This is a genomic window from Achromobacter sp. D10 (assembly GCF_035282245.1).
In the GTDB taxonomy this organism is placed as follows: domain Bacteria; phylum Pseudomonadota; class Gammaproteobacteria; order Burkholderiales; family Burkholderiaceae_B; genus Achromobacter; species Achromobacter insolitus.
The window spans coordinates 180,077-201,589 of the sequence record NZ_JAYJLE010000011.1; the positions used below are offsets into that span (position 1 = coordinate 180,077).

A 21,513-nucleotide genomic window follows, 5' to 3' on the forward strand; every position below is an offset into this window, starting at 1 on the left:
TTAATGAGTGGCGGGCGCGGCCGTGCCGATGAACTGGCGCAGCTCGGGGGTTTGGGGATTGGAGAAGAGTTCGGCGGGCGGGCCCTGTTCCCAGACGCGGCCCTGGTGCATGAAGATCACCTTGGACGCGACGTTGCGCGCAAAGGCCATTTCGTGTGTCACCAGCACCATGGTCATGCCCTGGCGCGCCATGTCTTCCATGACCTTCAGCACTTCGCCCACCAGCTCCGGGTCCAGCGCCGAGGTGACCTCGTCGAACAGCATCAGCTGCGGCGCCATGGCCAGGCAGCGGGCGATCGCCACGCGCTGTTGCTGGCCTCCCGACAGCACGGCCGGGTAGGCGTCGATCTTTTCGGCCAGGCCGACGCGGCGCAGCACGTCCAGCGCCAGCGCGCGGCCCTGCGATTTGGAGATCTTGCCGTTGAGCGTCGGCGCCAGCGTAATGTTGCGTTCGACGTTCAGGTGAGGAAACAGGTTGAACTGCTGGAACACGATGCCCACGCGCTGGCGGAACTGGCGCAGGCCGGGCATGGCGGCATGGACCCGTTCCCCGCCGATGCGGATGTCGCCATCGTCCACCGTTTCCAACGCGTTCAGGCAGCGCAACAGCGTCGATTTGCCCGAGCCGGAGCGGCCGATGATGGTGACGATCTCGCCCTCGTTGATGTCGAGCGAGACGCCATTGAGCACCGCGTTGGCGCCAAAGCGTTTGTGGATGTTGGAGACTTCAACGAGCGCCATGGAAGCGGCCCTCCAGGTTACGGGCCCACATCGTCAGGGGCAGGCACGCCGCGAAGTACAGCAACGCGACGCAGGAATAGACCAGCAGGGGCTGGAAGGTGGCGGCGCTGGCGATCTGCCCGGCGCGCGCCAGTTCGACGAAACCCACCACGGAAGCCAGCGATGTGCCCTTGATCAACTGCACCAGGAATCCCACGGTGGGCGGCAGCGACAGGCGGAATGCCTGCGGCGCGATCACGTGGCGGAACTGGTGCCACTTGGACAGGCCCAGGCAGGCGGCCGCTTCCCATTGCTCATGCTTCACGGCCTGGATGCCGCCATACCAGATCTGCCCAAGAAAGGCCGCCGTGTAGATGATGAAGGCGACACTGACGGCGGTCAGCGCGGGCACCTCGATGCCCAGGAACACCGGCATGCCGAAGTAGAAGAACATCAGCAAGCCCAGCAAGGGAACGCCCTGGACCAGCTGTTGCAGGGCCGCGGCCAGCCAGCGCAGCGGCGCCGCGCGATGGCCGCGCAGCAGCGCCAGGCCCAGGCCCAGCGGCGCGCCGATAGCCAGGGCGATCAGCACCAGGGCCACCGTCCATTGCAGTGCGCTGAGCAGGGAGGCGAAATCGCTGAGAGTGAACGTACGCATGCTTGCGGCTCCCTGACTTAGCGGCGCACGGGCCAGGTGAAGGCCAGGCTGCCGGCCAGGGCCAGCAAGGCCTTGGTGGTCAGGACCAGCGTGAAATAGATGCCGCAGATCACCGCATAGACTTCGAAGCTGCGGTAGGTGCGGCTTTCGATGAAGCTGCCGGCATGAAAGAGGTCTTCGGCCGATACCTGCGAGGCCAGCGAGGTACCCAGCAGCAGGATGACCAGTTGCGTGCCCAGGGCGGGATAGACGTTGCGCAGGGCGGGCGCCAGCACGATGTGGCGGTACACCTGCCAAGTGCTCAGGCCCAGGCAGTGGCCGGCCTCGATCTGGCTGCGCGGAATGGAGTCCAGGCCGGCCCGCAGGATCTCGATGGCATAGGCGCCGAAGTACAGGCTCAGCGCCAGCGCTGCAGCCACGAAGGGCGGCATGCGCAGGCCCAGCCCCGGCAGGATGAAGAACACCACGAACAGCTGGATCAGCGATGGCGTGTTGCGGAACACTTCGACATAGGCGCGCAGCGCCAGCTTGACCGGTTTGGCGCCGTGGCGTGTCAGCAGGGCGCCGGCCAGTCCGATGGCCAGGCCCGCCACCACGGCGATGACGGTCAGCTCCAGCGTGACCTGGATGCCGTCCCAGAGCTGTTCGCGATAGCGCCAGATCTGTTGGAAATTCAGCTGTTGCATGGCTTATCCGAAGAACGTGCGGTAGGCCGACTGCACGCGGCCGTCGGCATCCAGGCCGAAGAAGACGCGCCAGCGGTCCAGACAGGTGCAGGGGTGGGAAATGCCGAACTCGATCACGTCGCCCGGTGCCAGTTCGCTGTCCGGCGCAATGGCCAGGAACGCATGTTGGTCGTTGAGACGGGTGACGCGTGCCTGCGCGTCCCAGCCGGACAGCGCCGTGCCCTCGCGATAGGCCGCCAGCGCTACGGGCAGGTCCTGGTCGTAGGAGACGTCGCGCATGCCGAAGCCGCAGATCGCCAACCCGGGCTCGGGACGGGACAGGACTTCGCCCCACAAGCGCAGGGCGGGCCGGAAGCCCGTGGCTGCCGCGCGAGCCAGACCGTCGACCTGGAAGCCCGAGCGGGCGTCCATGGCTTGCAGCGCGCGCTGATAGGTCCCATGGTCGTGGAAGAAAATGGCGCCGCTGCGCAGCACCAACAGGGCATTGCCGTCCGCGGCCAGCCAAGGTTGCGCGGCCTGCGTCACTTGGTCGAAGAAGGCAGAGCCGCCCGCGGTGAAGACCAGGGGGGCGCGCGGCGCCAGGGCGCGCACCTGCTTGAAGACGCGCGCCGCGCGCTCCATCAGCGCGGCGATGTTGCTGGCGGTGAGCGCCGCATCCGACGAAGCGACGGCGCCTTCGTACGTGGCCACGCCCGCCAGCGCCAGCTTGTCGCCTTGCTCGCGGATCGCGCCCAGGATGGCGTCGACCGCGGCATCGTCCCGCGCGCCGGCGCGGCCGCCGCCGACTTCCACCAGGACTTCCACGGGCCGGCCGGCTTCCACGGCCGCCGCGGCCAGCGACCGCACGGTGTGGGCGGAATCCGCGAACGCCAGCAGACGCGCATCAGGATAGGCGGCAAGCAGCTTGCCCAGGCGCGCGCCGCTGGCCAGGCCGCCGATTTCGTTGCCCAGCATCAGCCGAGACACGCCGGCGCGCAGCAGCACGGCGGCCTGCTGCAGGTTGGCTACCGTCGCGCCCCAGGCGCCGGCATCCAGCAGGCGCTGCACGATCTGCGGCGACATCGGCGTCTTGGCGTGCGGGGCCAGCGCCGCGCCATGGCTGCGCGCGTACTGGAATATCTGGTCCACGTTGTGAGCGAAGGCGGCTTCGTCCAGAGTCAGGACGGGCAGGGCCATGTCGCCCTTCCTGGGTTGCCAGCCTCGGGTTGCCACGGCGCGCAGCGCAATTGCGGGCTCGCCCGGGGGAATGCCCCGGTACGTGTCGTCCAAGGGAGTATCGAGCAGGGTTTCCAGGAAGGGATTCATGCGGCCGCCGAAGAAAAATCCAGGGTTATGACAACGTTGTCATTTCGTGGCGGCAGTCTAATGGTAACGTTGTCAGATTAGGATTAGGGCAATCCCTAGGGAAGTGGAAGCTGGACGCTTTAGGCGGGCGCCAGCGCGGTTTCGTCCTTCCAGCGCTGCTTGTCGCGCAGGGGCGGAGAACCGAACAAGCGGCTGTACTCCCGGCTGAACTGCGACGAGCTTTCATAGCCCACGGCGTGAGCGGCAAGCGCTACGCCTGCGTCGTTGGTCAGCATCAGCCGTCGCGCTTCCTGCAGGCGGAGATGCTTCTGGTATTGCAGCGGGCTCATGGCCGTGGCTTGCTTGAAATGATGATGCAGCGAGGAAACGCTCATGTGCACGTCGCGCGCGATCTCTTCCACGCGCAGCGGTTGCGCGTAGTTGTCGCGCAGGATGCGGATGGCCTTGGCCACGCGATTGAGTTGGCTGTCCTGCAGCACTGACTGGCGCAGCACTGCGCCCTGGCCGTTCATCAGCAGGCGGTATAGAAGCTCGCGCTTGACCAGCGGCGCCAGGATGGGAATGTCGCGCGGCGTGTCCAGCAGGCGCAAGAGGCGCAGCACGGCGTCTAGAAGGGAGCCGCCCAGCGGATTGACGCAGAGCGCGCGCACGGCCTCCGCCGGCGGCTGCGGCGGCAGGTTCTCGTCGCTGATCAATGCGGTGATTTCCTCGCCGTTCAAATCCAGGCGCAGCCCCAGGTAGGGCAGGGTCGGGCTGGCGACGGATACCTTGGCCACGACCGGCAGATCCACCGAAGAGATCAGATAGTGAAAGGGGTCGTACTCGTAGGCTTCGTCGCCGATGAGCAGGCGCTTGGAACCCTGTGCGATGACGCCCAGCGCGGCCTTCTGCAGCCCGGGCTTCGCGCCGGTGGGTTGCGAAATGCGGTGCAGGAACAGACCCTCGATAGGCGTGTCCAGCGAGCCCTCCAGGTCTCCGGTCATGCGTTCCAGCGTGCAGAGCAGCTCGCGCCGCGCCGGTTCATACGCGGCGTCCAGTACGGGGCCGGCGGCGCCGGCGGCAATTGCGGTGGTCATGGTCTGGTGGGCTCCCTTGGCGCGCCGTGCCGCAGGCTAGGGCGCGGCGGAAAATCGGAGGATCAGGTGGCTTTTAGTGTATGCCCAAGTGGGGCGGCTTCTTTGGCGTGGCGCGCATCATGGAGAAATGGGCATAAAACTCGGAGGAATGAGCGCCCGCGCGCCGCGGGTCCGGCAGCGCCGCAGGATTGGGCAAAAAAAGGGCAGGATCAAGCAGCGTCCCGCCTCCTTGCCGGACGCATACTGCCTGCATCCCGGCAGGCGGGCTGCAGGCGTTCCATCCCGGGGCGCTAGTCCCCGCCGCGTCCTTGTAGGAGTGCAATCATGCGGTACAAAAAATTCGGAAGCACTGGCTTGTTCGTGTCGGAGCTTTGCCTGGGCACCATGACCTTTGGCGGCGAAGGCGAGTTGTGGAGCAAGATCGGCAGCCTGCAGCAGGAAGAGGCCAACCGGCTCGTTGGCCGGGCGCTTGATGCCGGCGTCAATTTCATAGACACGGCGGACGTGTATTCCGAGGGCCGCTCCGAGGTCATTACCGGACAGGCGCTGCGTGACCTGAAGGTGGCTCGCGAAGACGTCATCATCGCGACCAAGGTATTCGGCCAGACGGGCGCCGGCGTGAATGCTCGCGGCAATTCTCGCGCGCACATCATGGACGGCGTCAAGAAAAGCCTGTCGCGCCTGCAGCTGGACCACATCGATCTCTACCAGATCCACGGGTTCGATCCCGCCACGCCGGTCGAGGAAACGGTCCGGGCGCTGGACAACCTGGTGCAGCATGGCCACGTGCGCTATGTGGGGGTGTCCAACTGGGCTGCGTGGCAGATCATGAAGGCGCTGGGCATCGCGGAACGCCTGGGCCTGGCGCGCTTCGAATCGCTGCAGGCCTACTACACCATCGCAGGCCGCGACCTGGAACGCGAGATCGTCCCCATGCTGCAAAGCGAAGGGGTGGGCCTGATGGTATGGAGCCCGCTGGCCGGCGGCCTGCTCAGCGGCAAGTACGCGCGCGACGGCCAGGCCGAAGCAGGCAGCCGCCGGGCCCTCTTCGACTTTCCCCCGGTCAACCAGGAGCGTGCCTACGACAGCATCGACGCGCTCAGACGCGTCGCGGGCGCGCGCGGCGTTTCCGTGGCGCAGGTGGCGCTCGCTTGGCTGCTGCACCAGCGGGCCGTGACCAGCGTGATCATCGGCGCCAAGCGCGTGGACCAGCTCGACGACAACCTCGCGGCCACCGGCATTCAGCTTACGGCGCAAGAACTGGCTGAGCTGGATCAGGTCAGCGCCTTGCCGCCGGAGTACCCGGGCTGGATGCATGTGCGCCAGGGCGAATACCGGCGCAAGCAGCTGAGCGACGCCGGGGCGGAGTGACCCGGGCGCCCGCCTCGACGACTAGAATGTCATGCACGTTGCAGTGCATGCATTCTTGTCTTCGAGGACGCGCGTGGCCATTCCGTATTTACGCCGCCTGACGGCTGTCAGCCGCAGCCCCCAGGCCAACAGGCACCTGGCTTACTTCCTGACCTTCACCGCCGGCGCCGTCAACGCCGGCGGTTTCCTGGCCGTGCAGCAATACACCTCGCACATGTCGGGCATCGTTTCCATGATGGCCGACAACCTGGCGCTGGGCGGCATGATCTTAGTGCTGCAAGGACTGGCCGCGTTGTTGTCCTTTCTTGCCGGCGCTGCCGGTTCGGCCTTCCTGATCAACTTCGGACGCCGTTCCCACCTGGCCAGCGAGTATGCGCTGCCCCTGCTGTTCGAAGCCGCGCTGCTGCTGGGCTTCGGCCTTCTGGGCGCCAACCTGGAAACGCTGCGCTGGTTCTACGTGCCTGGCACGGTCATGCTGCTTTGCTACATCATGGGCCTGCAGAACGCCATGATCACCAAGCTGTCGCGCTCCGAGATCCGCACCACGCACATCACGGGCATGGTCACGGACATTGGCATAGAGCTGGGCAAGCTGTTCTACTGGAACGCAGCCAAGGGCAATGCGGATGCCAGGCAGCCGGTGCGGGCGGACCGCGCCAAACTGATCGTGCTCACGACCCTGGTATCGCTCTTTTTCGTGGGCGGCGTGACCGGCGCCTATTCCTTTTTCACCTTTGGCTTCATCTCGACCGTGCCTTTGGCGCTGACGCTGATGCTGCTGGCCGTGGTGCCCATCGTGGATGACCTGCGCAGTTTCTTGCTGCGCGCCTAGGCGGTCCCGGTATCCGCGGCCAGGGGGAACTACAATGCCTCGCACCGATACATAGGAGGCAGACCGGGCATGGACGCGGAATTCTGGCTGGAGCGGTGGCGCGAAGGGCGCACGCATTTTCATCAAACGCGGGTCACCCCGCTGCTGCAGAAGTACTGGCCGACGCTGGGCGTGCCTAAAGACGGCAGGGTGCTCGTGCCGCTTTGCGGCAAGTCCCTGGACATGGTGTGGATCGCGGCACAAGGGCATTCCGTGCTGGGCGTCGAGCTGTCGCAGCTCGCGGTCGAACAGTTCTTCGAAGAAAACGAACTCAAGCCGCTCACGCACGTGTCCGTCTATGGCAAGCACTATGTGGCGGGCAGCATCGAAATCATCTGCGGCGACATCTTCAAGCTGGACGCGCAACTGCTGTCGCATTGCGTCGGCGCCTATGACCGCGCCGCGCTGGTGGCGTTGCCCGAAGCGATGCGCGCCGATTACGTGCGCCACGTCTACGGCAATCTTTCGCCCACCTATCAGGGGTTGCTGATTACCCTGGACTATCCCCAGGAAGAAATGCCGGGGCCGCCGTTTTCGGTCGTGGACAGCGAAGTGCAGGCAATCTATGCAGGCGTGTCGCCAGCCAGGATCATCGACCGCCGCGATATCCTGGAAAAAGAGCCCAAATTCCTGGCAGCCGGGGTCAGCCGGCTGGATACGGTGGTCTACCACCTGGGCACGCAGGCCTGATCGCGCGGAGGCCCCCCGCCGCGGCAGGGGGGCGCTGTCGCCTCCAGGTCAGGTCATGAGCCAGCCACCGGCCACGTCCAGCACCTGGCCGGTCACGAAGCGGGCTTGATCCGACGCAAAGAACAGGCAGGCGTCCGCCACTTCCTCGGGCGTGCCCAGGCGGCGCAGCGCGGTCACCTGCGCCACGGCGTCGTTGATCTCCTTGGGCACGGTCTTCAGCAAGGGCGTGCTGATCCGTCCCGGTGCCAGGGCGTTGACCGTGACCTGGTGCTCGCCCAGCTCGGCGGCCCAGTGGCGCGTCAGGCCGATCAGGCCAGCCTTGGTGGCTGCGTAGTGCGCGGCCACGATGTCGCAATAGGCCCGGCCGGCCACCGATGACATATTGATCACACGGCCCTGGCGTTCGCGCACCATGTGCGGCGTGGCCAGATGCGTCATGTAGAACACGCTGTTCAGATTGACGGCGACCACGTTCTCCCATTCCCTGGGCGGCATCTCCCAGACCTTCAGCGCGCGGCCGTCCGTCTTCGGCGAAATACCGACGTTATTGACCAGGATGGTGGCGGCGCCCAGCTCGCGGCTGATACGCTCATAGGCAGCCTGGCATTCCTCGAAGCGCGCAACGTCCGCGTGCACGAAGCAGACTTCGTGGCCGTGCTTGCGCAGTTCTTTCTCGTAGGCCTGGCCGCCCTGCGAATTGAAATCGATCAGTCCCACGCGACCGCCTTCGGCCAGGAAACCCTCGACGATGGCCGAGCCGATGCCGCCGACCGCGCCGGTCACGATGGCGACCTGATCCTTGAAACGCGCGCTCATGCGGCCACCTTCAGCATGATCTTGCCGATGTGCCTGCTGCTCTCCATCAGCGCATGCGCCTGGGCTGCCTCGGCCAGCGGGAACACCTGATGTATCCGCGGCAGGCATTGCCCCTGCTCCATCAAGGGCAGCACCTTCTCCGCCAGCGCGCGGGCGATCGCACCCTTGTCTTCATCGGAGCGGGGACGCAGGGTGGACCCGGTGAACTGCAGGCGCTTGATCATGATGGGCATGGCATCGATCTCGGCCTTGCTGCCCTCCAGGAAAGCGATCTGCACCAAGCGGCCGTTGACCGCCAGCAGCCGCAGATTCTTGTTGATGTAAGCGCCGCCCACCATGTCCAGGATCACGTCCACCCCCGGGCCGCCGCTGCCCTGGCGCACCTCGGCCTCGAAGTCGGTGTCACGGTACAGCACGGCGTGGTGCGCGCCGGCGGCCAGGCAGGCCTGGGCCTTTTCCTGGTTGCCCACGGTGGTCCAGACTTCGGCGCCGAAGGCGCGCGCCAGCTGGATTGCCGTCAGCCCGATGCCGCTGGAGCCACCGTGCACCAGGAACCGCTCGCCCGCTGCCAGCCGGGCGCGGTCGAACACGTTGGTCCAGACCGTGAAGTAGTTCTCGGGGATGGCGGCGGCCGTCAGCAGGTCCAGGCCGCGCGGCACCGGCAGGCAATGGCGTTCGTCGGCCAGGCAGTATTGCGCATAGCCGCCGCCTGGGGTCAACGCGCAGACTTGGTCGCCGACCTTCCAGAGGCTGGCTTCGGGGCCCGTGGCGATGACGGTGCCGGACACCTCCAGCCCGAGGTAGGGCGAGGCCCCCGGTGGCGGCGGATACGAGCCGGAGCGTTGCAGCACGTCGGGCCGGTTGACGCCCGCGTAAGCGACTTCAATCAGCACCTGCCGGCCGGCGGGCGTCTCCATATCGCGTTCAGCCAGGCGCATGCAATCGGGCGCGCCGCCCTGGCCATGGTCGATGAATTTGCAGCGTAAAGACATAAAAAATGGATCCTCGGTATCAGTGGCCCAGGTAGGCCTTCTTTACATGCGGGTCGCTCAGCAATTCCGCGCCGGTGCCGGTGCGCACGATCGCTCCGTTCTCCAGCACATAGCCCCGGTCCGCCAGCCGCAGGGTGCGGAACACGTTCTGTTCTACCAGTAGCACGGTCACGCCATGCGCGGTGACGCCGCGAATGATGTCGAACATCTGCTGCACCAGCAGCGGCGACAGTCCTAGCGAAGGCTCGTCGAACACCAGCAGCTTGGGGTCGGCCATCATGCCGCGCGCAATTGCGACCATCTGTTGTTCGCCGCCCGAGAGCGAGCCGGCATACTGGTTCAACCGTTCCTTCACCCGCGGGAAGATGCCCAGCACCTCGTCCAGTTTGCGTTGCACGATGGGACGCGCGGCGCGCTTGTATGAACCCATCAGCAGGTTGTCGCGCACGGTGAAGTGCGGGAACAACTGGCGACCTTCGGGAATCATCGTGATGCCCGCGTCCACGATGTCATAGGGCTTGCGGTTGGTCAGGTCCTGGCCTTCGAACTCGACCTTGCCTTCCATTGCGCCGATGACCCCGCACAGGGTCTTGAGCGTGGTGGTCTTGCCGGCGCCGTTGGCCCCGATCAGCGTGACGATCTCGCCCGCGTTCACTTCGAAATTCAGGCCGGTCAGGACCTGGCTCTTGCCGTAGCCGGAGGACAGATTCGAAACCTTAAGCATCCTGGTACTCCTTGCCCAAATAGGCTTCGATGACGGCTGGGTTCTCGACCACGTCCTTGGGCGCGCCGCTGACCAGCACCGCGCCTTCATTCAGCACGATGATGCGGTCGGACAGCGCCATGGTGGCCTGCATCATGTGTTCGATCAGCAGCACCGACACGCCCGAATCGCGGATGCGCCGGATCATCTGGATCGACTTTTCGATGTCGGTGGGGTTCAGGCCCGCCATGACCTCGTCCAGCAGCAGGATGCGCGGCTTGATCGCCAGCGCGCGCGCAACCTCCAGGCGCTTCATGCCGCCTACGGTCAAGTTGCGCGCCTCGATGCCCAGGTACTTCACCAGATCGGTCTGTTCGGCAACCTTCAATGCGATCTGCTCGGCTTCGTCCCGGTTCGACGTCCGGATGAAGGCGCCCAGCATGATGTTCTCCAGCACCGTCAGGCCGGTGAACGGCTTGGCGATCTGGAAGGTGCGACCCAGTCCCTGGTGCGCGAACTCATCGGGCGTCTTGCAGGTAACCCACTTGCCGTGCGCATCCAGCATGCTGATGCCGCCCTTGTCCGGAGACAGGAAGCCAGACAGCAAGTTGAACACCGTGGTCTTGCCCGCGCCGTTCGGGCCTATCATGCCCAGGATCTCGTTCTGGTTCAGCGTGAGCGACACGTCGTTGGTGGCGCGCAGCCCGCCGAAGCTCTTGAACAGCTTGTCGGCCTTGAGCACCGGTTGCTCCGAACGTTCGGCGCTGTGCAGCCGCAGCTCGTCGGCCAGCTTGAGCTTGGCGCGGGGCGTGCCCAGATAGGGCAGGCGCGACAGCCAGCGCTCGATGGCGGGACCGAAGGCGCCGGCCAGGCCGCGGGGAATGGTCAGCACCACCGCCACCAGGATCAGGCCGTAGATCAGTCCGTGCATGCCGTTGCCCACGCTGCTGAGCCAGCCGCGCGCCAATTCGGCAATAGGCAGCACCAGGAAGGTGCCGGCGATGGGGCCGGCCACGGTGCCCAGGCCGCCGATCAAGGCGAACATGGCGACCTGGATCGACAGTTCCAGCGAAAACGCCGAGCTGGGATCCACGAAGGTCAGATAGGTGATGTGGAACGTGCCGATGATGCTCGTCAGCATGGCCGACACCACCGCCGCGATGATCTTCATGCGCACCGTATGGATGCCGACGGCCAGCGCCGCGTCCTCGCGTTCGCGGATCGCGATCAGGTAGTGGCCGATGCGCGACTTGCGGATGTACCACGATACCCAGGTCACCAGCAGGAACAGGGCGAACGCGATGATCACGTAATTGACCTTCTCGCGGAACACGATCCAGGTCCAGCCTATGTTCAGCGGCAGGCTGATGCCGCTGGAGCCGCCGGTCCAGCTTTCTTCGTGGATGACCAGCAGGCGCACCACCTCCAGGATTGCGATGGTGGCCAGCGCGAAGAACGGACCGCGCAAACGCAGGGTGGGGTAGCTGATCAGGATGGCGACCGCTCCGGAGATCGCCGCGCCGGCCAGCATGCCGAACCAGGGGGAAATACCGAAGTTCTGCGTCAGCAGGGTCGCGGTATAGCCGCCGATGCCATAGAACACCGCATGGCCCAGGGACAGTTGGCCGGCATAGCCGCCCACGATGTTCCAGGCCACCGAGAGGGCCGAAAACACGAACAGCAGCACGAACAGATTGGTCCAGAAGGGCGTGCCCATGATCACGGGCAAGAGGAACATCGCGATCAGCAGGATGAGGCTGACGTAAGTCTTGGGGTGTCGAATATCGGGAAACACGTCTCGCTCCTTGTTGCTCTGATCACTCTGTGCCGACGCCGAACAGGCCGTTCGGGCGCAGCACCAGGATCAAGAGGAAGATCCCGAAATAAACGACCTCTTTCAGGTCGGGGGCGATGTAGAAGCCGGCCAGCGTGTCCACGATGCCGATGATCATGGAGCCGGCCACGGCGCCGTACAGACTGCCCAGTCCGCCCAGCACCACGATCACGAATGCCGTCAGCACGAAGTATGTGCCCACGGTGGGAAACACCGGATACTGCGGTGCCAGCAAACCGGCGGCAATGCCGACGAACGCCGTGCCCAGCCCGAATGCGATGGCATAGACGTTGTTGACGTTCACGCCCATCAGCGTGGCGGCGTAACGGTGCTGGGCCACGGCGCGCAACGCGCGGCCCAGGTAGGTACGGTGCATGAACAGGTGCAGCAGCACCGCCAGGCTCAGGCCGATCACGAACGTGACGAGTTGCCCGGTCACCATCGAAAAGGGGCCGACGTCGATGGCGCTGGTGCCCAGTTCGACCGGCGCGCGATAGACGTTGGCGCCGAAGATCACCAGGGCAAGATTCAGGAGGATGGTGGACACGCCCACCGTGGCGAAAATCTGGATGTGCTGGTCGGCGTTGAGCAGCGGCTGGATGATGCCCTTTTGCGTCAGCGCGCCCAGCGCGAACAGGATGATGGCGACCGGCACCAGGCCGGCGTAGGGATGCACCCCGAATTGCGCCGCGATCAGATAGACCATGTACATGCCTATCATGAGGAATTCGCCGTGCGCGAAGTTCACGACCCGCACCACGCCGAAAATCAGCGTCAGCCCTAGGCTGATGATGGTGTATGCGCCGCCCAGCAACAGGCCGTTGATGACCAGTTGAATGAATAGTTCCATGTTGCAACCTCTTAGCTGCGGCCCGGGCCCGGCCGTGAATTCGGCCGGACCCGGGCGCGCGGACTCCGGGAATCATCAGGCGCCCCCGAGCGCCTGAGCACTGGCTAGGCGTTTATTTCTTGAAAATGGGCTTGCCGAGTGCGAGGTTGCCGGGTGCGATGGTGACGAGCTTGCCGTCCTGCCACTGCATCACGTAGAACGTGGATGCATTGTTCTGCCCGTCTTCGCCGAAGTCGAAGGCCCAGCCGTTGGCAGTCTGGCCGGCCGGCTTCTTGTAGGCCAGCACCGCCGCGCGGATCTTGTCCTTGTCCGTGGACTTGGCATTGCCGATGGCTTCGAAGAAGGCCTTGGCGCCGACGTAGTTGGTCAGGCTGTGGCCGGACTGCGGGTCGCTCTTGTAGGTGGACTTGTAGGCTTCAAGGAACTTGTCCAGGCCTGGCGCGCCAGCCGGGTTGATGGAAGCCTGGGGGAAGTCCAGGTCGAACACGCCATTCATGTCGGCGCCCACGGCCTTGGCCGTGTCGGCCAACGAATAGCCGCCGCCCGCGCCGATCACGACCTTGGGCTTGAAGCCCGCGGCACGCGCCTGGCTGAAGAACAGGATGGCATCGTTCTGGTAGGCGGTCTGCAGCACCACGTCGACCTTGGCTCCCTTCAGGCGCAGGATCAGCGAGGACAGATCGACGGTCTTGGCCGAATACGGGAGCACTTCCGCAACCGTGTAGCCCAGTTCCTGGGCGCGCTTTTTCTCCGTGGCGGCCACGTCGGTGCCGTAGGGACCGTCCTCGTGGATGATGCCGATCTTGATGTCCTTCGGGTTCAGTCCCATGCCCGGCGCGATGGTGTCGTGCAGCGCATTGACCACCGACACCCCGTACAGCGCGGTGTTGGGGTTGCTGCGGAACAGATACTTGTAGCCACGGGTGGTGATCTTGTGCGCAGTGGCGCCCAGCTCGAAGTAGGGCACGCCGGCCAATTCCGTGACGGGCGAGGCCGCGTAGGAAATGCCGGAAGCGTAGCTGCCGAACACGCCGACCACGTTGGAGGAAATCAGGCGCTTGGTTTCCGACACGGCTTGGGTCGGGTCGACCGCGTCGGCCTTGATGATCTCGATCTTTTCGCCGTTGACGCCACCCGCTGCATTGATTTCATTGACGGCCAGCTCCAGGCCGCGATAGCTCTCCTGCCCCAGGAGCGCGAGCGCGCCGCTGAACGGGAAGAGGGCGCCCACCTTCATGTCGGCTGCTGCGGTGCCGCTTGCCAGCGCGCCGCACAGGCCCAGCGCCAAAGCAATTTTGTTGAACTTGAACACTGTCTACGCTCCTTTGTCGGTATGGGATGCGGACTTTCTTGGTTGGTCCGTCTTTTTTTGAATATATGATATATCTGCCGGCCGGGTAGAAAACCCCGCCTTGGATTCTAGTTGGGGTCGTAACCCGCCGAATCGGGGAATTCCCTAAAGCCGCATGAATAAAGACTTAGCGGGATGATCCTGCGCAAATTCATGGGTTTACCCTGCTTCTGGATGACACGGTTTGGCGGATGTTACGGCGAGAGGAAACATCCGGAAGTAGCGGTTTTTTTCATATATCGTATATCATCAATCGGCCGCTTTTACATAAAAATCTAGGAGACAGAGGCATGTTCGAGGAAGTGGATTTCGCCGGGAAAAGGGTGCTGATCACCGCCGGCGCGGACGGGCTGGGCCTGGAGATGGCGAAGGTGTTCCGCCATGCTGGCGCCTCCGTATTCGTGTGCGATGTGAACCAGGAACGCCTGGCTGCGCTGCCGGCCGAACTGCCCGGCGTGCACGCCGCGCTGGCCGACGTCTCGGACGAGGACAGCGTTGCCGCGCTTTTTGATCAGGTGCGCGCCAAACTTGGTGGCCTGGACATCCTGGTGAACAACGCGGGCGTGGCCGGGCCCACCGGCTATGTGGAAACCCTGTCCAAGGCAGATTGGGACCGGACGCTGGCCGTGAACATCACCGGGCAATTCCTATGCGCCCGCCAGGCGATCCCCTTGCTCAAGGAGTCCAGGGCCGGCGTGATGATCAACCTGTCCTCCGCGGCCGGCCACCTGGGTTTCGCCGGACGCTCCGTCTATTCGGCCTCGAAGTGGGCGGTGATCGGATTCACCAAGTCCCTGGCCATCGAGCTGGGGCCGCATGGCATCCGCGTCAACGCCATTCTGCCGGGCGCGGTCGAGGGGCCGCGCATACGCGCGGTCATCGCGGCCAAGGCGGATACGCTGGGCCGTCCGGTGGAAGAGATCGCCGCGCAATACGAGAACCAGGCGGCGCTGGGCCGCATGGTCACGGCGCGCGATATCGCCAACATGGTGCTGTTCAACGCCAGCGAGGCCGCCCGCAGTGTCACCGGGCAGGCCATCGTGGTGGACGGCTTCACGCAGAAGCTCTACTGATGGACGCCGCGACGACAGCGCGGCGTGCCGCCATTGTCGGGACAGGACTGATCGGCCAGGGCTGGGCCATTGTGTTCGCCCGCATGGGTTGGGAAGTGCGCCTCTACGACGTCAACGCCGCCATGCTGGCGGAGGCTCGCGGACTGATCCTGCAGCAGCTGCGCGAACTGGAGTCCCAGGGGCTGCTCGCGCATGTCGAGGCCATCGGCGACCGCGTCCAGGTGGCAAGCAGTCTGGCCGATGCCTTGAAGGGCGCCAGCTACGTCCAGGAGAATTCTCCGGAAAACGTGGAGATCAAGCGGGCGCTCTTCACCGAACTGGACGCCGCCGCGGAACCGGACGCCATCATTGGCAGTTCCACATCCAGCATACCCGCCAGCGAATTCACCGCGCACCTGGCGGGCCGGCACCGCTGCCTGGTGGTGCATCCGGTAAATCCGCCCTACCTGATCCCGGTGGTGGAATTGTGCCCCGCGCCCTGGACCCGTCCCGAAGCGGTCGCAGCCGCCCGCGCCGTGATGGCCGGCATCGGGCAAAAGCCCGTGCTGGTGCGGCGCGAGATCGAAGGCTTCATCCTGAACCGCCTGCAGGGCGCGTTGCTGCACGAGGCATTCCGTCTGGCGAGTGCAGGAATCGCCAGCGCCGAGGACATCGACACTACGGTGAAGGACGGCCTGGGCCTGCGCTGGTCGTTCATGGGACCGTTCGAAACCATAGACCTCAACGCGCCCGGCGGCATTGCCGATTACTGCGCGCGCTACGGCGGGCTGTACCAGTCCATCGGCGCGACCCAGGGCGAGCCGGTCGCCTGGGAGGGCGCGCTGGTCGATGCCCTGTCGGAGGAACGCCGCGGCCTGTTGCCGCGGGAAGATCTTGCCAAGCGCCGCTTCTGGCGCGATGAAAAACTGATGCGCCTCATGCGCCACAAGCAGGACAACGGAGACAACAATGGCTAAGCCCAAGCAGAAAGTCATCATCACTTGCGCCGTGACGGGTGCGATCCACACGCCCAGCATGTCGCCTCACTTGCCGGTCACCGCCGACGAGATCGCGGAAGCGGCCATCGGCGCGGCCAAGGCGGGCGCGGCGGTCCTGCACCTGCATGCGCGCGATCCGCAGACCGGCAAGCCGTCGCAGGACCCGGCGCTGTTCAAGCCCTTCCTGGAGCGGATCAAGCAGGAAACGGACGCCATCATCAATATCACCACGGGCGGCAGTCCCCACATGACCGTGGAAGAACGCATGCGCCCGGCCACCACCTTCAAGCCGGAGCTGGCGTCGCTGAACATGGGGTCCATGAACTTCGGCCTGTATCCGATGCTGGGTCGATTCAAGGAATTCAAGCACGACTGGGAGCGCGAACACCTGGAGAACAGCCGTTCGCTGGTTTTCCGCAATACCTACCAGGACATTGAATCCATACTCACGCTGGGCAACGCCAACGGCACCCGCTTCGAGTTCGAGTGCTACGACATCAGCCATCTGTACAACCTGGCGCATTTCGTGGACCGCGGCCTGGTCAAGTCGCCGCCCTTCATCCAGTCGGTATTCGGCATCCTGGGCGGCATCGGTCCGCATCCCGAAGACCTCATGCACATGAAGCGCACCGCTGACCGTTTGTTCGGCAACGACTATGAGTGGTCGATCCTTGGGGCAGGTCGGGGCCAGATGCCGCTGGCTACCATCGGTGCGGCGATGGGGTCGAACGTGCGGGTGGGACTGGAGGATTCGCTGTGGATCGGCCCGGGCGAAATGGCGAAATCCAATCAGGTCCAGGTGGAGCGTATCCGCACCATCCTGGAGGCGCTCAACCTGGAAATCGCCACGCCTGAGGAAGCGCGCGCCAAACTGGATTTGAAGGGCAAGGACAACGTCGCGTTCTGATGTCCAAGGGGGCCGGCCTGGCCGGCCTCCGCGATATCAGGCGCGGCGGCGCAACGCGGCGGCCAGGGTGTCCGTATCCAGCTCGCGATCGAAGTTGGCGGCGTGGCGGGCCTTCAGGCTCAGTTCCGCCGCCAGCTTCAATTCCGCGTCGGACGGCGCTTCGGCCGCGCCCAGTTCGCGCAAGCTCGTGGGCAAGCCTACCTGGGCGTACCAGCGGGTCAATTCGGCCAGCATGCCGTCCGCCCGGTTCTCCAGGTCCAGTTGCACCAGCAGGCCGACGGCCACCTGCAGGCCGTGCGGGGCGGCGGCAACGCCGCTGATCTTCGGCAGTCCGCGTGTCAACGCATGGGCGATGGAAAGGCCGCCGCTTTCGAAACCGAGGCCGCTCATGAGGATCATTGCTTCCACCACGCGTTCGAACGCCGGCGTGGGCTGGCCGCTGCCGGCGACGGCCACGGCTTCGGCGCCGTCGGCCAGCAGGGTGCGCAGGCAGCCGTCGGCGATGTACTGCGCGGTAAGCGGAGGCGCGGCGTCGTACATGTTCCGGCCGCCATTGCGGCCGCATTGTTCGGCTTCGAACTTCTTGGAGACTGCGTCGCCCAGGCCGGCTCGGAAGAAGTGCGCGGGGGCGGTCGCGATGACCGCGGTGTCCACCAGCACGATCGTGGGATTGAACAGCATGTGCTCCACCGCCAGGAGATTGTGATGGGCGTCGTACAGAACGTAATTCTTGCTCGTCGGCGCGTCGTTGGATGCGACGGTGGGCACGGTGATGAGATGGCAGTGCGAGGATTTGGCCACTGCCTTGCCGGCGTCCAGCGATTTGCCACCGCCCACCGCGATCACCATGTCGATACCGGCAGGCGCCGCCTGCGCCCTCAATTGCGTGATCACGTCCGGCGTCAGGTCGCCCTCGACGATGAGCGGCACCAGCGATACCTGCTGCGCCGCGCAAAGGGCTTCGATTCTTGGCCCCAGCACGCCGTGCACATAGCTGTCGATGACCAGGGCCGCCCGGCGGCCGAACAGGGCTGCGTACTGTCCCAGGGTGTCCAGGGCGCCGGCGCCCTGGATGTAGCGGCTGGGTGCGCCAAAAATCTTCAGCATGGGAGATTCCTTCGGGTTTGCCTATTTACGGGCTGCGGGAGGACGGTAGTCGAGTTCCTTTTCGCGCTCGACCAGCCAGTCGATCATGATCTTGCCGCCCCAGACCAGATCGGCCTGGATGGCTTGCCGGGCCGCCTCGGAGTCGCGGGCTTCCAGGGCTTCCAGCACGGCCTCATGGCGGTGTTCATTCTGCGAATAGTCCAGCCCCGACGTCTTGACGTGGAACACCTTGAGGATGGGGCCGGTGATCACCCAGAACGATTCCACCGTGGCGCGCAGGATGGGTTTGTTGCTGGCTTCCAGGATGGCGAAGTGGAACTTGCGGTTCAGGTAGCTGGCCCGCTTGGGGTCACTGGAGGTGCAGGAGATGAAGTCCCGTTGCAGCGCGATCAGGTTGTCCAGCTGCTTGCGCGTGATGTGCTGGGCGGCCTCGGCCGCGCCCATGCCTTCCAGGTGGAAACGGATCTGCTGGATTTCGCGCAGTTTTTCAGAATTGACGTAGGGCACGTAGACCGCGGTGGCCGCCTGCATCTCCAGGCCTTGTTCGCTGATCAGCCGGAAGATTGCCTCGCGCACGGGCGTGATGGAGACGCCCATTTCCTGGGCCAATTCGCCGATGATCAGGCGCTCGCCGGGTTCGTACTGCCCGTTGATCAGGGCATTGCGGATTTCGTTGTAGACCCTGACGGACAGGTTCTCTTTCTTTACCGGTTTCAGGCTGGACATGACAGGCTCAGGCTTGCTGTATTGATGGGGCGGGTGGATTCGGGGTGAATTCTATCCCGCCATGGCCAATTCGAGCTCAATGGGTATATTATATATCATATATCCTAACAGCGAAAAGGAAGCGCCATGAGGAGTGACAGGGAGGCCCCCACAGAAGGGGAAATCGGAATGTTGCGGGAAAAGGCCCGCCACATCCGGTTGGAGACAATCAGACTGATCGAAATCGCCAAGGTCGGGCACTACAGTTCGGTGTTCTCGTGCGCGGAAATCTTCGCCGCGTTGTACTACGACGTGATGCGCCTGCGGCCGGGCGAGCCTCAGTGGCCTGACCGGGACCGCTTCCTGATGGGCAAAGGCCATGCGGCGGTGGGCCTCTTTCCGGTGTTGGCCGATCACGGCTTCATCGACCGCGAACTGCTCGATGGATACACCCGGCTGGGCAGCCCTTTGGGCGACCACCCCGACATGAGCAAGGTGCCGGGGGTGGATTTCAGCTCGGGCTCCATTGGCCACGCGCTGTCCAACGGCGTGGGCATGGCGGTGGGCGGGCGCATGAACGGCCGCGATTTCAATGTCTTCGTGCTGTTGGGCGACGGCGAAATGCAGGAAGGGCAGGTCTGGGAGGCGGCGCTCTTCGCCGCGCATAACCGCCTGTCGCGCCTGATCGCCATCGTCGACCGCAACGGCTACCAGCTGGACGGCAAGGTCGACGACGTCATGGGCGTGGAGTCGCTGAAAGACAAGTGGCAGGCCTTCGGTTGGGAAGTGCACGAAGTGGACGGCCACAATCTGTCGGAACTGACCGCCCTGCTGCGGCGCCTGCGCGCGGATCAGGCGCGTGGCAAGCCCGCCTGCGTCATCGCCCGGACCGTCAAGGGCAAAGGCGTGTCCTACATGGAAACGGAGCCCGGCTGGCACCTGGGCTATCTGGCGCCGCAAGACGCGCAAAGCGCCGTCGACGAAATTCTTTCCCGCGAGATCTGAATGGCACAGGCACAAGTCCTCTCTCCCGACTCCTGGCAATACCGCGCCCTGAATGCGGTGAATCCCGGGCTGTCCTATCTGTCCGACGCGTTGATCGACTTGGCGCAGGCCGGGCATCCGGTGGTGGCTGGCTCGGCCGACCTGCAGTACTCCAATGGCCTGAATCGCTTTGCGCAGGCCTATCCCGATCGCTATGTCCAATTCGGCATTTCCGAGCAGAACATGGTGTCGGCGGCGGCAGGCCTGGCGACGACAGGCATGATGCCCTTCGTCGCAACCTTCGCTTCCTTCCTGGGCCTGCTGTGCTGCGAGCAGATCCGCATGGATGTTGCCTATACCAAGCTGCCCGTGCGCCTGATCGGCCACCATACCGGCATCAGCCTGGGCTTTTACGGCACCTCGCACCATGCCACTGAAGATATTTCGACGATGCGCGCGCTGGCGGGCCTGACCGTGGTCTCGCCCGCCGACGGCCCGCAGCTCGCGTCGGCCATCAAGGCATCGGTGGATTGGCCCGAGCCGATCTACTTCCGCATCGGCCGCGGCCGCGACCCGCAGGTTTATGAAGACGGCGTGCCATTCGAGTTCGGCCGCGCCATCGTGCATTCCAGCGGGACGGACCTGAACATCATTGCCTGCGGCATCACCGTGCACGCAGCCCTGGCGGCGGCCGAGCAGTTGCGGGGCGAAGGCCTGTCGGTCGGCGTGATCGACATGCCCACCATCAAACCGCTGGACCGCGATGCCGTGCTGGCTGCTGCGGGCAAATCCCGCTTGCTCATGACAGTGGAAGAGCACAACGTGCTGGGCGGACTGGGCTCGGCCGTGGCCGAGGTCCTGGCGGACGCGGGCACGGGCACGCGTCTGCGCCGCCATGGCATTTACGATGAATACAGCCTGATCGCGCCGCCCACCACCCTGTATGCCCACTACAAGCTGGACGCCGCCGGCATCGCCGAAGTCGCGCGCGCATCGCTGCAGCCCTGAGCCTCGGAGAAGACCATGAAGGAAATTACCGGAACCACGCGCCTGTTCGGCATCCTGGCCGACCCCATCCACCACGTGAAGACGCCGCAGCGCATGAATGAGCATTTCGCCGCCATCGGCTTTGATGGCGTGTGCGTGCCGTTTCACGCCAGGCCGGACAACCTGGCGCAAGTGGTCGCCGGCCTGCGGCGCCTGGAGAACCTCGGCGGCGTCATCATTACCGTTCCGCACAAGACCGCCATCCTGGAACTGGTCGACGACGCCACGCCGGTGGCGCGCAAGATCGGCGCGGCCAACGTGGTGCGCCGGGAGGCGGACGGCAAGCTGATGGCGCACATGCTGGACGGCGAGGGATTCGTGCGCGGACTGCAAAGCGCGGGCGTGTCGCCGCAGAGCAAGAGCGCCTATCTGGCGGGGGCGGGCGGCGCAGCCAATGCAATCGGCTTCGCCTTGGTCCAGGCAGGCGTGTCGCGGCTGACCATCGCCAACCGCACGACGGCCAAGGCCGAGGACCTGAAGGCGCGCATCCTGTCGCTGCATCCCGGTGCCCGGATCGACGTGGGCACGGCCGATCCCTCGGGGCACGACCTGGTGGTCAACGGCACCTCGCTGGGCATGAAGCCCGACGATGCCTTGCCGCTGGATGCCAGCCGCCTGACGCCGGAACAACTGGTCTGCGAAGTCATCATGCAACCCAAGGACACGGCCTTGCTGCTGGCGGCGCAGGCCCGCGGCTGCAAGGTGCACTATGGGGCGCCGATGCTGGCATGCCAGATCGAACTGATGGCGCAGATGCTGGGCGTGGACGCAGCCAAGTAGGCCGACACAG

At 64.9% G+C, this 21,513-nt stretch carries 22 protein-coding genes; 9 read left to right on the forward strand and 13 right to left on the reverse strand.

The genetic code is table 11. The annotated features are described in order from the left end of the window. The 5 genes from VCS63_RS23895 to VCS63_RS23915 form a co-directional block, all read right to left on the reverse strand. The gene (locus VCS63_RS23895; RefSeq protein ID WP_042794654.1) at positions 1–741 is read right to left on the reverse strand and encodes an amino acid ABC transporter ATP-binding protein; all 741 of its coding nucleotides are present in this window, start codon (positions 739–741) and stop codon (positions 1–3) included. Continuing rightward, a complete protein-coding gene (locus VCS63_RS23900) occupies positions 728–1,378 on the reverse strand; it encodes an amino acid ABC transporter permease (protein ID WP_042794653.1) in 651 nt (216 codons plus the stop codon). Before VCS63_RS23900 ends, VCS63_RS23895 begins: the two co-directional genes overlap by 14 nt. 17 nt (positions 1,379–1,395) lie before the next feature. Next, a complete protein-coding gene (locus VCS63_RS23905) occupies positions 1,396–2,064 on the reverse strand; it encodes an amino acid ABC transporter permease (protein ID WP_088607800.1) in 669 nt (222 codons plus the stop codon). Between the two features lie 3 nt (positions 2,065–2,067). After that, positions 2,068–3,369: an alanine racemase gene (locus VCS63_RS23910; protein ID WP_063642982.1), complete on the reverse strand. Its 1,302-nt coding sequence runs from the start codon at positions 3,367–3,369 to the stop codon at positions 2,068–2,070. Positions 3,370–3,488: 119 nt separating this feature from the next. Beyond that, entirely contained in the window at positions 3,489–4,445 is a 957-nt protein-coding gene (locus VCS63_RS23915) for an AraC family transcriptional regulator (RefSeq protein ID WP_063642974.1), read from the reverse strand. 324 nt (positions 4,446–4,769) lie between these two features. On the opposite strand from VCS63_RS23915, the gene VCS63_RS23920 reads away from it, so the two are divergent. The 3 genes from VCS63_RS23920 (at position 4,770) to VCS63_RS23930 (ending at position 7,377) form a co-directional block, all read left to right on the forward strand. Continuing rightward, positions 4,770–5,816 carry an aldo/keto reductase gene (locus tag VCS63_RS23920; RefSeq protein WP_063961106.1) on the forward strand — a complete coding sequence of 349 codons (1,047 nt, stop codon included), beginning with the start codon at positions 4,770–4,772 and terminating at the stop codon, positions 5,814–5,816. Positions 5,817–5,889: 73 nt separating this feature from the next. Further along, positions 5,890–6,648 (forward strand): YoaK family protein, encoded by a 759-nt coding sequence (locus VCS63_RS23925; protein ID WP_063643482.1) that lies wholly within the window; start codon positions 5,890–5,892, stop codon positions 6,646–6,648. A gap of 69 nt (positions 6,649–6,717) precedes the next feature. Beyond that, entirely contained in the window at positions 6,718–7,377 is a 660-nt protein-coding gene (locus VCS63_RS23930; protein WP_042794650.1) for a thiopurine S-methyltransferase, read from the forward strand. A gap of 48 nt (positions 7,378–7,425) precedes the next feature. On the opposite strand, the gene VCS63_RS23935 is transcribed toward VCS63_RS23930, so the two are convergent. The 6 genes from VCS63_RS23935 to VCS63_RS23960 form a co-directional block, all read right to left on the reverse strand. Continuing rightward, entirely contained in the window at positions 7,426–8,193 is a 768-nt protein-coding gene (locus VCS63_RS23935) for an SDR family oxidoreductase (RefSeq protein WP_042794649.1), read from the reverse strand. Further along, positions 8,190–9,185 (reverse strand): NAD(P)H-quinone oxidoreductase, encoded by a 996-nt coding sequence (locus tag VCS63_RS23940; protein ID WP_042794648.1) that lies wholly within the window; start codon positions 9,183–9,185, stop codon positions 8,190–8,192. Before VCS63_RS23940 ends, VCS63_RS23935 begins: the two co-directional genes overlap by 4 nt. 19 nt (positions 9,186–9,204) lie before the next feature. Continuing rightward, entirely contained in the window at positions 9,205–9,909 is a 705-nt protein-coding gene (locus VCS63_RS23945; protein ID WP_042794647.1) for an ABC transporter ATP-binding protein, read from the reverse strand. After that, a complete protein-coding gene (locus VCS63_RS23950; protein WP_042794646.1) occupies positions 9,902–11,683 on the reverse strand; it encodes an ABC transporter permease subunit in 1,782 nt (593 codons plus the stop codon). Before VCS63_RS23950 ends, VCS63_RS23945 begins: the two co-directional genes overlap by 8 nt. 22 nt (positions 11,684–11,705) lie before the next feature. Further along, the gene (locus VCS63_RS23955; protein ID WP_042794645.1) at positions 11,706–12,572 is read right to left on the reverse strand and encodes a branched-chain amino acid ABC transporter permease; all 867 of its coding nucleotides are present in this window, start codon (positions 12,570–12,572) and stop codon (positions 11,706–11,708) included. A 112-nt stretch (positions 12,573–12,684) separates the two neighbouring features. Then, positions 12,685–13,884 (reverse strand): ABC transporter substrate-binding protein, encoded by a 1,200-nt coding sequence (locus VCS63_RS23960; RefSeq protein ID WP_042794644.1) that lies wholly within the window; start codon positions 13,882–13,884, stop codon positions 12,685–12,687. 329 nt (positions 13,885–14,213) lie between these two features. On the opposite strand from VCS63_RS23960, the gene VCS63_RS23965 reads away from it, so the two are divergent. Genes VCS63_RS23965 through VCS63_RS23975 form a run of 3 tightly spaced genes read left to right on the forward strand, consistent with a single transcriptional unit; the run spans position 14,214 to position 16,880 of the window. Then, positions 14,214–14,996, forward strand: a complete 783-nt coding sequence (locus VCS63_RS23965; RefSeq protein ID WP_149064014.1) for an SDR family oxidoreductase — start codon at positions 14,214–14,216, stop codon at positions 14,994–14,996. Beyond that, positions 14,996–15,952 carry a 3-hydroxyacyl-CoA dehydrogenase gene (locus VCS63_RS23970; RefSeq protein WP_323881159.1) on the forward strand — a complete coding sequence of 319 codons (957 nt, stop codon included), beginning with the start codon at positions 14,996–14,998 and terminating at the stop codon, positions 15,950–15,952. The genes VCS63_RS23965 and VCS63_RS23970 overlap by 1 nt, the downstream gene beginning before the upstream one ends. Next, the gene (locus tag VCS63_RS23975) at positions 15,945–16,880 is read left to right on the forward strand and encodes a 3-keto-5-aminohexanoate cleavage protein (protein ID WP_042794642.1); all 936 of its coding nucleotides are present in this window, start codon (positions 15,945–15,947) and stop codon (positions 16,878–16,880) included. The genes VCS63_RS23970 and VCS63_RS23975 overlap by 8 nt, the downstream gene beginning before the upstream one ends. 36 nt (positions 16,881–16,916) lie before the next feature. Here VCS63_RS23975 and VCS63_RS23980 read toward each other — a convergent pair whose 3' ends face one another. Next, positions 16,917–17,987: a glycerol dehydrogenase gene (locus VCS63_RS23980; RefSeq protein WP_112966064.1), complete on the reverse strand. Its 1,071-nt coding sequence runs from the start codon at positions 17,985–17,987 to the stop codon at positions 16,917–16,919. A 21-nt stretch (positions 17,988–18,008) separates the two neighbouring features. Then, complete coding sequence (locus VCS63_RS23985) at positions 18,009–18,713, reverse strand: GntR family transcriptional regulator (RefSeq protein ID WP_042794640.1); 705 nt, start codon at positions 18,711–18,713, stop codon at positions 18,009–18,011. A gap of 168 nt (positions 18,714–18,881) precedes the next feature. On the opposite strand from VCS63_RS23985, the gene VCS63_RS23990 reads away from it, so the two are divergent. The 3 genes from VCS63_RS23990 to VCS63_RS24000 are packed head-to-tail and all read left to right on the forward strand — an operon-like array spanning position 18,882 to position 21,503. Further along, on the forward strand, positions 18,882–19,697 hold the full coding sequence (locus VCS63_RS23990) for a transketolase (RefSeq protein WP_204361144.1): 816 nt from the start codon (positions 18,882–18,884) through the stop codon (positions 19,695–19,697). Next, positions 19,698–20,684 (forward strand): transketolase family protein, encoded by a 987-nt coding sequence (locus tag VCS63_RS23995; protein WP_063642959.1) that lies wholly within the window; start codon positions 19,698–19,700, stop codon positions 20,682–20,684. It abuts the gene before it with no gap. Positions 20,685–20,699: 15 nt separating this feature from the next. After that, positions 20,700–21,503, forward strand: a complete 804-nt coding sequence (locus VCS63_RS24000) for a shikimate dehydrogenase (RefSeq protein WP_323881160.1) — start codon at positions 20,700–20,702, stop codon at positions 21,501–21,503. The last annotated feature ends 10 nt before the right edge of the window (positions 21,504–21,513 follow it).

Coding starts and splice junctions, on each gene's coding strand:
- VCS63_RS23895 (WP_042794654.1), bottom strand. CDS start 741: ATGGCGCTCGTTGAAGTCTCCAACATCCACAAACGCTTTGGCGCCAAC.
- VCS63_RS23900 (WP_042794653.1), bottom strand. CDS start 1,378: ATGCGTACGTTCACTCTCAGCGATTTCGCCTCCCTGCTCAGCGCACTG.
- VCS63_RS23905 (WP_088607800.1), bottom strand. CDS start 2,064: ATGCAACAGCTGAATTTCCAACAGATCTGGCGCTATCGCGAACAGCTC.
- VCS63_RS23910 (WP_063642982.1), bottom strand. CDS start 3,369: ATGAATCCCTTCCTGGAAACCCTGCTCGATACTCCCTTGGACGACACG.
- VCS63_RS23915 (WP_063642974.1), bottom strand. CDS start 4,445: ATGACCACCGCAATTGCCGCCGGCGCCGCCGGCCCCGTACTGGACGCC.
- VCS63_RS23920 (WP_063961106.1), top strand. CDS start 4,770: ATGCGGTACAAAAAATTCGGAAGCACTGGCTTGTTCGTGTCGGAGCTT.
- VCS63_RS23930 (WP_042794650.1), top strand. CDS start 6,718: ATGGACGCGGAATTCTGGCTGGAGCGGTGGCGCGAAGGGCGCACGCAT.
- VCS63_RS23935 (WP_042794649.1), bottom strand. CDS start 8,193: ATGAGCGCGCGTTTCAAGGATCAGGTCGCCATCGTGACCGGCGCGGTC.
- VCS63_RS23940 (WP_042794648.1), bottom strand. CDS start 9,185: ATGTCTTTACGCTGCAAATTCATCGACCATGGCCAGGGCGGCGCGCCC.
- VCS63_RS23945 (WP_042794647.1), bottom strand. CDS start 9,909: ATGCTTAAGGTTTCGAATCTGTCCTCCGGCTACGGCAAGAGCCAGGTC.
- VCS63_RS23955 (WP_042794645.1), bottom strand. CDS start 12,572: ATGGAACTATTCATTCAACTGGTCATCAACGGCCTGTTGCTGGGCGGC.
- VCS63_RS23965 (WP_149064014.1), top strand. CDS start 14,214: ATGTTCGAGGAAGTGGATTTCGCCGGGAAAAGGGTGCTGATCACCGCC.
- VCS63_RS23970 (WP_323881159.1), top strand. CDS start 14,996: ATGGACGCCGCGACGACAGCGCGGCGTGCCGCCATTGTCGGGACAGGA.
- VCS63_RS23975 (WP_042794642.1), top strand. CDS start 15,945: ATGGCTAAGCCCAAGCAGAAAGTCATCATCACTTGCGCCGTGACGGGT.
- VCS63_RS23980 (WP_112966064.1), bottom strand. CDS start 17,987: ATGCTGAAGATTTTTGGCGCACCCAGCCGCTACATCCAGGGCGCCGGC.
- VCS63_RS23985 (WP_042794640.1), bottom strand. CDS start 18,713: ATGTCCAGCCTGAAACCGGTAAAGAAAGAGAACCTGTCCGTCAGGGTC.
- VCS63_RS23990 (WP_204361144.1), top strand. CDS start 18,882: ATGTTGCGGGAAAAGGCCCGCCACATCCGGTTGGAGACAATCAGACTG.
- VCS63_RS23995 (WP_063642959.1), top strand. CDS start 19,698: ATGGCACAGGCACAAGTCCTCTCTCCCGACTCCTGGCAATACCGCGCC.
- VCS63_RS24000 (WP_323881160.1), top strand. CDS start 20,700: ATGAAGGAAATTACCGGAACCACGCGCCTGTTCGGCATCCTGGCCGAC.